Annotated in this window: 14 protein-coding genes and 2 riboswitches; of the genes, 5 read left to right on the top strand and 9 right to left on the bottom strand. The window is 32.8% G+C overall.

Annotated features, from left to right (window positions below; all coding sequences use genetic code 11):
- Positions 1 to 59: 59 nt before the first annotated feature.
- Positions 60 to 238: riboswitch (M-box (ykoK) riboswitch) on the bottom strand.
- Between the two features lie 162 nt (positions 239 to 400).
- Positions 401 to 573: riboswitch (M-box (ykoK) riboswitch) on the bottom strand.
- A 160-nt stretch (positions 574 to 733) separates the two neighbouring features.
- The 3 genes from CBF33_RS09550 to CBF33_RS03625 all read left to right on the top strand — a co-directional run bounded on the left by CBF33_RS09550 (position 734) and on the right by CBF33_RS03625 (position 2,920).
- Entirely contained in the window at positions 734 to 883 is a 150-nt protein-coding gene (locus CBF33_RS09550; protein ID WP_170167741.1) for a hypothetical protein, read from the top strand.
- A gap of 318 nt (positions 884 to 1,201) precedes the next feature.
- Entirely contained in the window at positions 1,202 to 1,480 is a 279-nt protein-coding gene (locus CBF33_RS03630) for an amphi-Trp domain-containing protein (RefSeq protein ID WP_126761682.1), read from the top strand.
- Between the two features lie 171 nt (positions 1,481 to 1,651).
- Positions 1,652 to 2,920: a YeeE/YedE family protein gene (locus CBF33_RS03625; protein WP_126761680.1), complete on the top strand. Its 1,269-nt coding sequence runs from the start codon at positions 1,652 to 1,654 to the stop codon at positions 2,918 to 2,920.
- A gap of 115 nt (positions 2,921 to 3,035) precedes the next feature.
- Here the strand turns inward: CBF33_RS03625 and celB are convergent, their stop codons facing one another.
- From celB to CBF33_RS03595, 6 genes are read right to left on the bottom strand one after another with little or no spacing between them, the layout of a single operon-like run.
- The gene (celB, locus tag CBF33_RS03620) at positions 3,036 to 4,376 is read right to left on the bottom strand and encodes a PTS cellobiose transporter subunit IIC (protein ID WP_126761678.1); all 1,341 of its coding nucleotides are present in this window, start codon (positions 4,374 to 4,376) and stop codon (positions 3,036 to 3,038) included.
- Between the two features lie 14 nt (positions 4,377 to 4,390).
- Complete coding sequence (locus CBF33_RS03615) at positions 4,391 to 4,894, bottom strand: hypothetical protein (RefSeq protein WP_126761676.1); 504 nt, start codon at positions 4,892 to 4,894, stop codon at positions 4,391 to 4,393.
- 26 nt (positions 4,895 to 4,920) lie between these two features.
- Positions 4,921 to 5,256 (bottom strand): PTS cellobiose transporter subunit IIA, encoded by a 336-nt coding sequence (locus tag CBF33_RS03610; RefSeq protein ID WP_126761674.1) that lies wholly within the window; start codon positions 5,254 to 5,256, stop codon positions 4,921 to 4,923.
- 21 nt (positions 5,257 to 5,277) lie between these two features.
- The gene (locus CBF33_RS03605) at positions 5,278 to 7,260 is read right to left on the bottom strand and encodes a BglG family transcription antiterminator (RefSeq protein ID WP_126761672.1); all 1,983 of its coding nucleotides are present in this window, start codon (positions 7,258 to 7,260) and stop codon (positions 5,278 to 5,280) included.
- A 16-nt stretch (positions 7,261 to 7,276) separates the two neighbouring features.
- Positions 7,277 to 7,591 carry a PTS cellobiose transporter subunit IIB gene (locus CBF33_RS03600; RefSeq protein ID WP_126761670.1) on the bottom strand — a complete coding sequence of 105 codons (315 nt, stop codon included), beginning with the start codon at positions 7,589 to 7,591 and terminating at the stop codon, positions 7,277 to 7,279.
- 21 nt (positions 7,592 to 7,612) lie between these two features.
- Positions 7,613 to 9,043, bottom strand: a complete 1,431-nt coding sequence (locus CBF33_RS03595) for a 6-phospho-beta-glucosidase (protein ID WP_126761726.1) — start codon at positions 9,041 to 9,043, stop codon at positions 7,613 to 7,615.
- A gap of 418 nt (positions 9,044 to 9,461) precedes the next feature.
- Between CBF33_RS03595 and CBF33_RS03590 the strand changes: the two genes are divergently transcribed.
- The gene (locus CBF33_RS03590) at positions 9,462 to 10,283 is read left to right on the top strand and encodes an EbhA (protein ID WP_126761668.1); all 822 of its coding nucleotides are present in this window, start codon (positions 9,462 to 9,464) and stop codon (positions 10,281 to 10,283) included.
- 401 nt (positions 10,284 to 10,684) lie between these two features.
- The gene (locus CBF33_RS03585) at positions 10,685 to 11,668 is read left to right on the top strand and encodes a DNA/RNA non-specific endonuclease (RefSeq protein WP_425330195.1); all 984 of its coding nucleotides are present in this window, start codon (positions 10,685 to 10,687) and stop codon (positions 11,666 to 11,668) included.
- Positions 11,669 to 12,059: 391 nt separating this feature from the next.
- Here the strand turns inward: CBF33_RS03585 and CBF33_RS03580 are convergent, their stop codons facing one another.
- The 3 genes from CBF33_RS03580 to CBF33_RS03570 form a co-directional block, all read right to left on the bottom strand.
- Entirely contained in the window at positions 12,060 to 12,500 is a 441-nt protein-coding gene (locus CBF33_RS03580) for a hypothetical protein (protein ID WP_126761666.1), read from the bottom strand.
- A gap of 251 nt (positions 12,501 to 12,751) precedes the next feature.
- A complete protein-coding gene (locus tag CBF33_RS03575) occupies positions 12,752 to 13,360 on the bottom strand; it encodes a hypothetical protein (RefSeq protein WP_244919678.1) in 609 nt (202 codons plus the stop codon).
- Positions 13,361 to 13,380: 20 nt separating this feature from the next.
- Positions 13,381 to 14,298, bottom strand: coding sequence for a Kiwa anti-phage protein KwaB-like domain-containing protein (locus CBF33_RS03570; RefSeq protein WP_126761664.1), 918 nt, complete (start codon positions 14,296 to 14,298; stop codon positions 13,381 to 13,383).
- Positions 14,299 to 15,136 lie beyond the last annotated feature (838 nt).

The following is a 15,136-nucleotide window of genomic DNA, read 5'->3' as shown; positions in this document are numbered from 1 at the left end:
CATGAACAAAAGGACGCCGAACATTTTGAAGGCGCTAGAAATTATCATCTAATTACCATTTAACTCATCTACTCGTTGAGTTTTAGCACTATATAACGTAAAAGAATAGCTATTTCTATTCTTTAGCTACGTTGGGAAAAGCCTTACTCGACCATTCCTGTCCTACCCATTGGCGTCTTTCGACGTTTTTGAGCAGTAGCCTGTGTTTATATAGGAGCCTCACCTAACGAAAAGTCCAAGACTTTCTATCGGGTGCTGGATCATCAGTGTCCATTCCTAAACACCTACACGAACAATCTGAATTTTCCATAACATCACCCCTTGTATGCTTTATTTAAAATAAAGACAAAAAATCTCTTACGTCAAAACCAACGTAAGAGATAAATAGACATGTTAAAAAACACGGATCACTTCGTTGAGTTTTGACACTATACAACGTAAAAGAATATCCATTCTTTAGCTACCTTGGGAAAAGCCTTAAGTCGACTAGTCCTGTCCTACTCATTGGCGTCTCTGGACGTTTTTGAGCAGCAGCCTGTGTTTGTATAGGAGCCTCACCTAACAAATCTTTATTTTATTGTTTATAAGCTTATCATTTAAGTAACATTTAGTCAACTATTCAAAATAAAAAATGCTTTATAAAGTCTTTTTAATAACAATATTTAATAATTGAGTGTATAATAAACATATCATACAGGAGGTGTTCAGAATAAAAACAGAAAAAGAAATTAACATGCTGATTGTCGAAGCAAAAAAAGAAGTTGACCGTCTTGAAGAACAACGTCACAAAGATTTAGGTAACTCGATGAACTTCATTCACAATGAAATAGAACTCCAACGCACACTCGCTCAAATCGAAGCTTATGAAGAAACCCTTAATTAAATGCTTAGATTATGATTCGAAACAAAACTATGATATACTGTGTAAGATATGAAAAATGTTTAAATACATTATTTTAATTTGTTTTGAAGAAATTTATTCGCACTGGCGTAGTTAAAGAGCTACAAGGATGTCATAGAGGTTAGGGATGACATTGTTTAAACGAGAAAAAGTCAAAATATTGTAACAGTTATTTTAAATATTGATTAGTGAGATAGCCCGCTTCTAAGTGAAGTGGGCTATCGTTCATTTTATCATATTTCTTTAAAAACACTCCTTACTTCCTTTATAATAAAGATAAAGAATAAAGGAGGGATTTTTATGGAAAATAATAAGAAGCCCGTCACTCAAGTCATTATTGATCGTGAAGAGCATCAGCGTTTACATGAGTTTGCAACGACACTTGAAACGATTGCCAAGAAACTTAAAGAAGAAGGGACATTTCACTTTACTGAAGGAAACCACACAACCCCCATTACCCCGTCAGACAATTTAAAAGTAGAATACTCCTATGAAATCAAAGGAGACAAACATTCTTTTGAAATTGAATTTGATTGGTATACAGGTCAAAAAGAACAAGCTGCATTTAAAATTGAATAAGAAAAAAGAGATGAAATAGCCTTCCCTTATTATTTCATCTCTTTTTCTGTTCTTTAACCCACGTTAATCAGTAAACTTTCATAAAAATTGTGAAATCCCCTTAAAAAATAACACTTTATGGTATATAATTAGGTTGTTCGTGAAAACACAAACTTAAAAAGGAGAATGATGATGAACAAGAAAGAAAATGTTGTTGGCTTTATATTATTAATTGCCTTATTAATTGCTGGTAAAACAATGCTGGCATCCAATGTATTATTTATTCGTTTGTTATTCGGTTTAGGTCTAGGCTATACGTTATCTCGTGCCTATACTGGTTTTGCAGGGAGTGTGAACCGTGCTTATAACACAGGATCAACTAAACTCATGCGAACTCTAATGCTATTATTCTTTTTAACGGCTCTTGCTTCTACAGGTTACTTTTTCTTAGCCGATGCTTCACAATTTGACTTATGGGTCAACCCTATCAACACTGGTCTTATTTTAGGTGGTATTTTATTTGGATTTGGGATGGCTTTCTCTTCTTGTTGTGCATCAGGCGTGTTAACAGACTTAGTAACGGCACTACCTCGAGCAGGCGTCACTTTTATTTTCTTTTGTATGGGCGTCTTTTTAGGATACCCCGTACAAAATTCACAGAGTTGGATTATTAACTCATGGTTTACATCTGAAACTGGAAAAGCACTCGGTACTAACGGTGTCTTCTTACCGGATTTATTTAAAAATGATGGAACAAACGGTTATCTCGGCGCACTTATCCTAACAGGTATTTTTGCCTTAATCGTTGTTGCCCTTTCATTTCTATATGAAAAGAAACGTCGCAACGCCAACACTTACTACGGTGTCTTATCTGAAAGAATGCAAGACGAAGCTCCAAAACTTGATGTTAAAAACTTCAACGTTACTAATCAAGACACTTACTATCAATTATTCGTTGCACCTTGGTCACTTAAACAAGGCGCTGTCATCCTAACCTTGATTTTCACCGTCATGATGGGCGTGACAAAAGCTGGTTGGGGCGCTTCTACTCCTTATGGAATGTGGTTCGGTAAATTCTTAATGTTATTCGGCGTTTCTGCTGACTCATTAGCAGAATTCACCAAAATGGCACCTGAGTTTTACTCTAATCCTCTATTGGAAAATGGAGTTAGCGTGCAAAACTTCGGTATCTTGTTTGGTACAATTATCTTTTTACTAACCTCTGGACAATTCAAACGCACATTCATGTCTGAAATGAACCTGACAGGTAAAGAAGCATTATTATATGCTTTAGGTGGTATTTGTATGGGATTCGGAACACGTCTATCTAATGGTTGTAACGTAGGTGCTTTATATACACCTATCGCTAACTTCTCATTATCTGGTTGGATTTTCCTTATTCCTCTTGTTATTGGAGCAATATTAGGAAACAAATTCTCAGACAAATGGTATGGAAAATAATTAACTAATTAAATAGCTATTCTCATCTTTTTCACGAACAATCCCCCCCACGTTGGACATAATGCCCATCGGAGGGGGGATTTTGATATGTGAGATGAAAAATTTGAAAAATACTTTAAGCAGCTAAAATCTTAGCTTTTTCTTGTTCTTCTTTTAATAATTTATTGTCATAAAACTTAATGAATGGGAACCAGATTACAAACGCTAGTACAGCACAGAGAATAGCTAAAACAGCAGCTTTCCAGTCTCCACCTGACCCTATAAATGCTCCGATACCAACAGGAGATGGCCAAGGCATTTGAGCTAACATGGGTTTAACAAGACCTAGCTTAATCGCGAAGTATGCTAAGGAAGCTGAAGCCATCGGTGCCAAGAAAAATGGTAAGGCTAAATATGGATTATAAACAATTGGCATACCAAAGATTATCGGCTCATTAATATTGAATATTCCAGGTACAAGAGAGGCTTTTCCTAATACTTTTAATTGATCTGATTTCGCCATAAAAGCAATAAAGATAATCAAACCTAAAGTAGCACCAGAACCACCGACAGTCACGTAAGAGTTATTAAACTCACCCGCTAATGGATAGTTTGCACCAGCAGCATTAGCAGCCATATTAGCTAAAACGATAGGCGTTAAAAATGATGTGATAATATTAGCTCCGTGAATACCTACAATCCATAAGGCATGAATTAAGAAATAAATCACCATAATTCCTAACCACGTATTTGTGAGATTTGTAACGAAACTAAATGGAATATAAATAACTTTAAAAATATCTGTTCCAAGCGCAATCAATACACCATTAATAATCATCACAACAAAAGCAATAAGAAAAGTCGGAATTAACGCTGTAAATGAACGAGAAACCCCTGGTGGAACAACGTCTGGCATTTTAATAACAAAATTGTGCTTCACACACATACAATACAATTCAACAGCAATCACTGACATAATAATGCCAGTAAAGATACCAGATGTTCCTAGACGCTCAGCAAAACCAGCCATACGAATACCATTAACAACTGTTTCTGAATCAGTAATAGAATTGACTAAAACCATTTTTCCACTTTCCCAAACGATTTCAGGAACACACATAAAGAAAGCAAATACCGCTAACAATGCCCCAGTCAATGGATTCACATTCAAATCTTGCTCATCTCGTTCAATTGCCGTTAACTCATAAGCAAAAACAATAGCAAAGTATATTGCTAGAATCCCCATAGTCATTGTATTTGCTACCATGTACAACGAGCTGATTTTGAAAAAACTAGCTTCAAATAATCCTTCTAGTCCTGTAAAGGCCACAGGTAAAACATTTAATACTAAAAACATCGAACCTACAATTGTAAAGGGAATTGAAGCCATCCCTGCTGCCATTACTGCACGAACAATTTTCATTTGAGCTACTTTGCCCATTGGGCCCATCAAATATTTTTGTAAAAAGTTAAACATATCTTACTCTCCTCTCATAGGTATAGCGATTTTTCATATTGTTTAATTCGTTGGTAGTGCTTGTCATTGTTATGACTAATATTGCGTAAACGATTCTGAATCCACAAAGATAGTAGGCAACCTGTCAAAAGAAAGATAGTCATAAAAGTTCGTCCAGACATTCCTTGATTCATAAAAGGAAACAGTGAAGAAAATAATGGCGTGAATGTTGCTAACAATAATCCAATATTAACAATCAACTGTAAACGATAATAATTTGTAGTGCGTGGCACAATATTCGTCGGTGCACTATATAATTTTGCTTGTTCGAAGACTGATGTTAAAATAACTATGATCAAAAATAATGGAAGAAAGAGTAGTCTTGATTGACTTAAATAAAGCAAAATCAACCAATACAAATTAGTGAAGAAAAACCCTGCGCTTAGATACCGAATGAGTAGAAAACGATTAAAATACATTGTTTTTAGACTTAGTTTTTTACGATCTGTATCGAGTGCTTTTTTTTCGGCATCTTTCATGATAAAACCTCCTTTCTTCTTTTAGTTTATAAAGGTTGTTGATGTAAAAATTTCATCTCTTCAGCAACCTCCAACAAAGTCATCGTGTTCATCAAATGATCTTGAGCATGGACCATAATAATTTCCATTTCGATTTTTTTACCTGCCGCATAATCCTTTAACAACGTCGTCTGAGATTTATGTGCGAGTACTATCTGCTCATTAGCTTCTGCTAAAAACTTTTCTGCTTCTTCGATTTCTTTTTTTCGCATTGCTGCAAAAGCTTTGTGTATGGTTGTTCGTGCATTTCCGCTATTTAGTATTATTTCAAAAGCAGCAACTTGAATCTCCTCGCTACTCATAACATTCTCTTTTTCGGTCATCCTCGTTCCTCCTCTCTCCTTTTAAATAAGTTCTAAAAATAATCTTTTAAAGTGATTAAAATTTGGATTTTTTAACATATCTTCTTGATGCGATAAACAATCCACTAGTTTTACAATAGCTTTGGTTATGACTGTAATTCCTTGATTTTCAATATAGGAAGGGGAGATTAAAAAGACAAAATGAATTTGTTGAGCTTCATCCCATATCATGCCTTTTGGAATTAACGCCACAGCAATTTTCGTCGAGATACCCACTGGTAACGCAGGATGTGGCACTACAATACTCTCACTAAAAATAATTTGACCCATTTGTTGGCGATGATAAATTTGTTCGAGTAACTCTTTCGAATAATTCTCCGCTTCATTGACACTTAAAAGCTCTGCTAAATCATTCAACACTTGCGATTTACTCGGCGAATTGTGATACACTTTAAAATAGTTGTCATCCATATGTTCCATCATAATTTTTTCATTATATGGATTTTGTTTACTATTTATTTGTGGCGTGTTAATCAAACGATTTTTAGTACTGATTTGTTGAATCGTTTTCCGTATTTTTGCTACATCCTCATCATTTAAAAAAACACTGACATGAATGACGGGTATTGGAAACACCATTGTCGAAAGATCAATCGACGAGATAATTAAGTCAGCATCTTTTAAACTGGCATCGTTAATTTCATAATATCCTTGAACATTTGTCACTGTAATGTGATTTTCAAATTCATTGATCACTCGGTTTTTTAGTAGCTGGGCGCTACCATAACCTGTGGCACAAATAATCAGTGCATGAATTTTTTCCATATCCTTTGCTTTTTCCATCGCTGCCATGACATGTAGTGTTAAGTACGCCCATTCGTCATCTGTAATGTGATAATGTGATAGCGAAGGCATTTGACCTAGATACTTTTTGGTTAATTCAAATGCTAATGTATAATTCTTTTTTATCTCATCTGTTAAAGGATTGTCTAATGATATATTTCGTTCTAATCTAACTAACATCGGTTTCAAATGATCTAACAAACCTACTCTCAGCTGATAGTCTTCACTAATGGAATAACACAAATTCTTGCTTAAGGCAGTCATAGCCTGACTAAGTTCATTAGACAGTTCTTGATTTTCTTCTACAACAGAATGATTCGATTTTGCCATCAAATGTAACGCCAGATAAGAGACTTCCTCACTCGGAAAGGGTATTTGATAAAAATCTTCTATCCGATTGACAATATTCTTAGCCGCTTGGTATTCAACTCGATCGGAAATATCCGCCGAAATTCCTAACTCTTTTATCTCAAATCCCTCTTTTAATCGTTTAATACTCAAAGCAAGATGTAAAACCAAATTTTGAATGATAATATCAGAGATTTTTAGTTTTTCTTCTCTAATCTCATCCAGAATAATAATCGTCAATTCTTCGAAACTAATATCTTCAAAGAAAGAACTATTCCCTAGATATTTTTTTAAAGAATTTGTATAATTTTTACCAAAAAAATAATCTAAAATAAAATGACGTTTACTACGCTCGTCACCATCCACCCACAGCCCTACGCCATGTTTTGAAGACAATGTGAGACGATATGATTTTAACTTTTCTTTTATTTCTTGAATGTCCTTACTCAAAGAAGAACGGCTAATAAATAACTCTTCTGCTAAATCATCCAAATTAATCGTAGCTTCTTCTAAAAGTAACTTATTTAAGATATAATTTTTTCGATCGGTAATATCGGAAATATGTGGTGAATGTTCTTCATAATTAAAATTAAGTCCTTGTTCATTTAAGAAAAGATCAAAATCCAACTTGTTCACAATATGGAAACAATATCCGTATCCCCTCTTGGAAGATATTTCACCACCATTTTCGCTTACTAATTCTTTTAAATGATTGATATATGTGCGGACAGTGCGGTCAGACAATGACAACTCAGAGGCTAAGACTTGGCTAGTAACAAACTGTTCTTGATGATGTATCAAGTGCAAAAGCAATTCTCTCTCTTTGGATCTCATTATCTCCCCTCACTTTCTATATGTTTTCTTCTATAACTTCACTCAGTTGTTTAATCCCTGTTGGTATAGGAACATAGGCTGGAAACGGGATGCTTACAACAGGTTTCCCTACCTCATCTCCTGTTTTTTTAAACTTATCAAAATACATAGAAGTTTGTGGAGATATTAAGAATAAATCAAAATCACTCGTTTTAATCATTTTTTCTCCTTCTGTCGCCGAGACTGCATCGACCATGATATCTTCACCTTTGCTTGTGAAATATTCAGTTGTTTTTGCTGCCATCATGGATGATGACATTCCTGCTGCACAGATAATTAATGCCTTTTTCATCTTCATACACTCCTTCAAATTTTAAAGTAGACTTCCGTTTGTTTTAATCACATCTTGATACCAGTAAAAAGAATCTTTACGACTTCGTTCTAATGTACCATTGCCTTTATTATCTTTATCTACATAGATAAAGCCATAACGTTTTTCCATCTCGCCCGTTCCAGCAGAAACTAAGTCGATACATCCCCATGGTGTGTATCCCATTAAATCGACACCATCTTCTATTACCGCTAATTTCATTTGTTTGATATGAGAACTTAAATAATCAATACGATAGTCATCATGAACACTACCATCCGTTTCTTTCTTATCATACGCGCCAAAACCATTTTCAACAATAAATAACGGTAAGTGATACATATCAGTTAGCCAATTTAGCGAGTATCTTAATCCTACAGGATCAATTTGCCAGCCCCAGTCGGAAACTTCTACAAATTCATTTCGAACTAAATCTTTTGTCTCGTCATAATCATAATGTTCATTTTCTTCACGGTGCTCAACTGCATGAGACATATAGTAGCTAAAGCCAATATAATCAACGGTTCCTTCTTTTAATGCCTTCTCATCTTCTTCGGTAAAATCAATCTCGATTCCTTTGCGTTTCCAATAATTCAAAATATGATTTGGATAAAAACCATGTACATGAACATCACAGAAATAATAACGTTTTTCCATTGATTTTAAAGACATTAATGTATTTTCTGGTTTATTATTTACTGCATACAAGGGAGAGTACGCAATCATACACCCAATTTGGAAATCAGGATTGATTTCTTTACCAATTTTTACTGCTTTAGCACTGGCCACTAATTCATAATGAGCCGCTTGATACATAATAGCCTCTCGATCTTCTCCTTTTTGATAATAAATACCTGAATTGGTAAATGGAGCAAAATCTTCATGGTAGTTAGCTTGATTATTAATTTCATTAAACGTCATCCAGTATTTCACTTTATCTTTATAGCGATTAAAACATACTTCTGAAAAACGTAAAAAGAAATCAATTAACTTACGATTACGAAAACCACCGTACTCTTTTACTAAATGATACGGAAGCTCAAAATGAGATAACGTAACAATGGGTTCAATATTGTATTTGAGACACTCGTCAAATAAGTTATCATAAAACTTTAATCCTTCTTCATTTGGTTCCTTTTCATCTCCATTAGGAAAAATACGCGTCCATGCAATCGACGTCCGAAAACACTTTAAACCCATTTCTGCAAAAAGAGCGATATCCTCTTTGTATCGATGATAAAAATCTATACCTTCATGATTGGGATAGTATTCATTTGGTAACACACCGTCGGTAATCGAACGATATCGACTTGGAGAGCCGACTGTCATCACATCAGCAACACTGACACCTTTACCTCCAGTTTGCCAAGCTCCTTCTAATTGATGTGCCGCCACAGCGCCGCCCCAAAGGAAATCTTTTGGAAAACTCGTCATCATTTATTCCTCCTCAAATCGTTATTTTATATACTTAGTATATTTTACAAGCGCTTTCAAAACAAACTGAATATTTCCTTAGTACTACGGAAAATGATTCCATTCTTCTATAAAACAAACAATTAGGAAGAAGTTTTTTCCTTTATTTAATGAACATAAAATTGATTTTAGCTATATACTGATTTAGTTTGAAACAATAAGTTATTCTCACTATTTTTATTACTTTTTTTATTTATTTTTTGGTACAATGAGTTATAGACAATATTCAAATAATATTGTTATATATAAGAAAATTTATTACCACTTTTATTGTTAGATGATAACAGTACGTTGATGAATAGGAATAATGATTAGTGGTTAAAACGTGTTTTTTTATCTATCAAAATTTTAAAATAAATACTTGAGGAGGATGATGATTTTGACTAAAAAAAGAATTTTGTTATTAACGAGCTTACTACTTATTGGAATAGGTGGCTATTATTGGTATTCACAAATTAAAGTACCTTATGATAACGCTGTAATGGATTTTAATAAAGAAAAAGAAGTAGTTGAAAAGAAAAATAATGAGTTAAACAAAGAAATTGAAAATGCTCAAAAATCTCTTGACTCGAACAAACAACCGCTAAATGAACAGACTTTGACTGATTTGCAAATTGCTATTTCTGAAGCGAAAGAAACTACAAGAAAAAATCCTGATACACCAAAGAAAATAGAAGAAGTAGAAAAAGAAACAATGAAGCTTAAACAACCGTTAGATTATGCTAATGAAATTAAAAATTTAAAAGACAAAACTGAGGCTGTTGAAAATAGTTTCAAACAGTTAGCTCAGATTACTAATCCTACTGAGGATTTCATTATTTTAAAATTACAGCAATTAGCCGACATCGGAGAAATAGCATCTGTTACTGAAGAGAATGATCCTAATGGAAATTTAAATAAAGCTGGCGGTTATACTGCGACAGTCTATTTCTCGCATAAAAATGTTAACAAAGAAGATATTTTTGGTAGTGATTTGATTGACAAGGGTACTGATGCGGGCGGTTCGATTGAAGTTTACCCTACTGAAGAAGACGCTTATAGAAGAAATGATTATTTAAGTGGTTTTGATGGTAGTGCCTTAAGTTCTGGATCCCATACCGTTATAGGCACTCTTGTCGTCCGAACATCTGACAAATTAACAGCAACACAACAGAAAGAATTGGAAAAAGACTTAATCAAAGTATTAACATCTTTAGAATAACAATCTTTCAATACTAGTTATATAAATTAAAAAAAGACAAGTGCGGGTACACTTGTCTCTTACTCCGATAAACTTAACATCTTTCTATGTTTGTTATTATAACATATTGGAGGATAATCATGAAAAAGAAAAAAAGAAGTTCACGTAAAAAAACGAAACAATACGATAGCAAATCTAAACAGATAGTAATTGGCGTTATCGCACTTATTATTTTAACCAGTTTGTTTTCAACATTTTTCATCTTAGCAGGATTTATAAGTTTTGTAATATGTGGATTTTTGGGAGCTCAATCATTCACTAAAAAACAACCTGTCAAAGCTAAAAAATATATGACCTATGCAGCTATTTCCTTTGGTCTCATTCTATCCAGTGGTCTTATAAATGCAGCAACTGATGACAACATTAGTAAGGTAACTGACACAGAGTCCTCGATTACAAATGTTGTAGACAATAAGCAGGCCACCACTACATCTGAAACTAGTTCATCTACGAAATCAACCACGCCATTGTCAGAAAATGAAGAAATATCAGTTACAATCAACACCACAGAAGTAGTACCAACTGAAGAACCAAAACAAGAAACTAAAAGTTTTGATACATCCGAGCTTGCGTACAAAGAGTTTGAAGGTATACAAACCATTATAATAAATAACAATCATCCAAATTTTTCTGACGATGAATTGTCACTCGCAAATGGTGCTTGGGAAAAGTATGGTGATTTAGATAGTCTAAACAGAGCGACGTCAGCTGAAGCCATGCTAAACCAAAGCCTTATGCCTACCGAAAAAAGAGGTGACATTTCTAAAGTAACCCCGACTGGATGGAAAAACAAAAAAATAAAAAGTGGCTACTTATACAATCGTTCTCACTTAATTGGCCATGCACTTGCTGGAGAGAATGATAACTGGAAAAATCTAATTACTGGTACTAGACAATTAAATAGTCCTGAAATGCTACGTCATGAAATGGATGTCAAATACTATTTAGATCAATCACCTAATAATTATGTCAGATATTCGGTTACTCCTGTTTTTAGAGATAACGAACTACTAGCCCGTGGAGTAAGCATGAGAGCTCAATCAATCAACAGCGATACCATTAAATTTAATGTGTATATTTTTAATATACAAGATGGTGTGACATTAAACTACGCTGATGGCTCAAGCGAAATTAGCTCCGCTGAACAAGAAATAGTTGAACAACCTATTCCGCCACAACAATCTGAACAGCAAGTACAGACTCCTGTCAATCAAAATCAGACGGTCTATGTTACACCAACAGGAGAAAAATACCATACACACGCGCATGGAAATGGTAATTTCACACCTGCTTCACTAGAGGAGGCTAATGCAAGAGGATTAACACCTTGTAAGGTTTGTTATTAATGGCTCTATAATTTAAAGGACTGATGAATCAAAAAATGATTCATCAGTCCTTTTTAAAATATAAAACATTACTCTCTCACTATTCATCCTCGTCCATTCTCAAGACGGCCATGAACGCTTCTTATAATAACAAGATTTCCTACTGGCCTTTTCCTTATTCTAATCACTTCTAAAACCTTCCTATATCAATGATTTATTGGAAGTTATATTCTTTTAGAATCTCTAAACAGTTCTATTAACTTCTACAATTTTCCGATTTATGTGGGAAGGATGTCGGAAAATAATTACGTTTATATCGATAAATAATAATCGCTACCATCAAGTGAATGATATTAAAGTCAAAAAATCAAACATGTAATATGTAAGTCTAACTAGATTGAAAGATACCAAATTATCTCTCTTTATCATTACTATATTCTAATAGCTCTTTCACAGGAAAAATAACACTTTTAGAAAACTCTTTTCCATCAACATTAACATACAATATTTCTAAAAAAACTCTTTCCATAAATTTTTTATTCTTTGTCTTACGGTATGCCAAGAGAGCAGCATCATAAAACCAGTGAATCTCGAAATGCTCTATCTTAGTTTTATTCCTAGGTTCTACGGACTGATAGTCGGGTACTCTATTACCAAACGAAAAATCCCAATCGATATTAATATCAGGTACTTTTCTGAAATGTTTTTGAAAAAAATTTCGTTTTGTTCGAATTGTAAAAAAGTATACTAAATCAGGACCTTTAGAAAAATTCACAGCATAAAATTCCAAGCTTACAGGCCTTTGTTGAACACTAATAATTCCGTCTTCTTCTTGGGTAAAAATTGGATACAATACTACTTTGAAATCTTTTTGTTATCATTATTATAATATCGAATAGTTAAAAATATAGTTAAGAATGTAACAACAATTCCTATCCAATCTGCCCAACTACCAATTTCTAATCCTAAGAACTTCATACTCTCAACCAAAAAAAAACCTCTTATCATGATCATACGTGTAAACATAAAGAATACACCCTGAAAAAGTATGTAATTCAATAACATATTCAAAAATTTCATTATTAAGGGCACTATATATTTTCTTTAATCCTTGGTTAACAAATAAATATCTCCAAGAATATTATTTATTCTAACAAAAGTATTATTCTTAGAGATAACACGAATTTCATGCTTTTTTATTCTAGTTATGTATACTCTATCCTCTGCAGAAAAAACATTATATCCTAAAAAATTATACAGAGGATTCATAAAAATTTGATCATTCTTTACATAGAAGCTACCAATTATTAAGAAAAGCAAGAAGTTAACTAACAAACTACGATAACTGTGAATATCCATAGATATCATAGGAACAATATAAGTAACAATATATCCCATAGTATCTTCGTGCACATAGTCAACAGCTTTTAATGTTACTCTTCGACCAGGAGATTTTCTGTATACCTTTACAAAAATAACTATGCCCAGAATACTCAACACAATTAATATAGTTAATGCTATCCAAAACACTTTTACACTACCGGATGAAGTGATAAAGAATTGTGAAAAAAAAGCATGGACATTTAATCTTTTATGATTCTTATCTCTTATTTCAACATTCTGAATAAATAACAATAAGTATAAAGGTAAAAAAGAAGATAGATAAAATGTAAATTTCCGAATAATTCGCATCGTTTTTTGTATTACACTCATAATCACCGTTCCTTTCTTACTTACTGAGCTACATCTTCACCTATTCTTTGAAGTAGTAACGAAAGATAATATGCATCAGCCATGCAAAAAAGTATCTCACTTCTAATCTCTCTTGTTCCATCATATTCCAAAGAGCCATTAACATCTACAGTTACTTCTAATTTAGCTTCTCGAATAACTTCAGGAAGTCTATCGGCATGTTTTATAAAGTCTTCCAACCTATTAGGTGTATTCATTATTTTTGTAATTCTCTTAACAGCTTGGCGATCCCCAATACAATCATTTCTAAAATTAATGAAATTACTTATTACATTACTCTTTTCAACTTGGTCTAATGCCTGTGTAGCTCTATCTATAAAATAATCATTCATATTAAAAATAGTTTGTAAAGCAAATCTATTTACTATAAGAGCTTCTTCCTCATACACCAACGTATCTATCTCACTGTCGAGTCCCAAAACCAAAGTGTTATCTAATTTATGAAATGTATTACCATCTATTATTCCAAAAAAACCTCTTCTAAGTTTTTTAAGCTTATTAAATCTTCTAAAAATATATGCCTTATTATTGGATTCAGAAAATTTCAAAACATAAAAATTAACATTATTTAAATCCAAATCTTCAACATCATCCAGATTATATTCCTCATCCTCCAACTTTTCTATAACTTCAGATATGTTAGCTACTTCTAGGTCACACACTTCTACACAACCATCTTGAACTATATTAGGATTATACAATTTTTGCTCCAAATCATATAATCTAGTAGCTAAATGATTTGAATACATTTCTTTTATTTCTAACCTTAAATTTAGGTCGAGAACAACATTATAACTTTGATACACATCATTATTCTTAACGACTAACTTTAAAATAATTGAGTCAGGGTTAGCATGATTTAGATTATTAATAAATTGTCTTAGTTCAGTAATATTCATTTAAGCTCCTCCAAAAGATTATATTAGATATATAACATTAAACCAAAAAAGGCTTAGGATAACAATAGCATCTTATGCCTTAGCTAATATAATCTCAAAGGAGAATATACCTATTATATCAGAACTGACGTTCCCTGCACAATATAAATTTTAATATTAAAATTTAATCAATAGTCTCACAAACTTTAGATTTGATAGTTTGTATTAATATTCAATGAATAATATTCATCCTATCACTGAAATATAACGGACGACTTTAATGTTATTCTTATTTTAATAGCGCAATCCTCATAAATATGAATTAATAATCTTAAACTTTACAACATTTCTTTTATTATAATTTTAAATCTCTCTAAAATTAAAGGTTCGATGATAAAAGTTGGTTTCTTATCAATGCCTAGATTGATATTTGTTTCTTCAATCTCTTGTACCGCCATATTTTCAGCTTCTTGTTTCAATCTTTCAATGGTTTTTTAATCTGTTTATAACTTCTATATAATTCTAATAACTTCCACAACATTCTATTTTTCATGGAAAGAATGTCGGAATATATTTTGTCTCCCTTGACTAACAGGAACGTTCGTTCGTATAATAAGAACAACAATAGTCGAGGCGATTTATATAATAAACAATCTAACAGAGATAGTAGATAAAAAAAACTAGTCAGTTTTTTTCTTGAAATGTTAGTACGCTTTTCTTTGCTTGTTAATGGTGACTCTATCAATTGCATTTGTGGTGATACTTCTATATGTAACTCTCTTCTTTTTTCAAAGATGGAAAAACAAAGGTTGCATTGTTTGGTGTTTATAATAGTAGAAAACAACTTATTGTTAAGAAA

Source organism: Vagococcus lutrae, assembly GCF_003987555.1.
Taxonomy (GTDB): Bacteria; Bacillota; Bacilli; order Lactobacillales; family Vagococcaceae; genus Vagococcus_A; species Vagococcus_A lutrae.
This window is presented reverse-complemented; position numbering and strand designations above follow the sequence as displayed.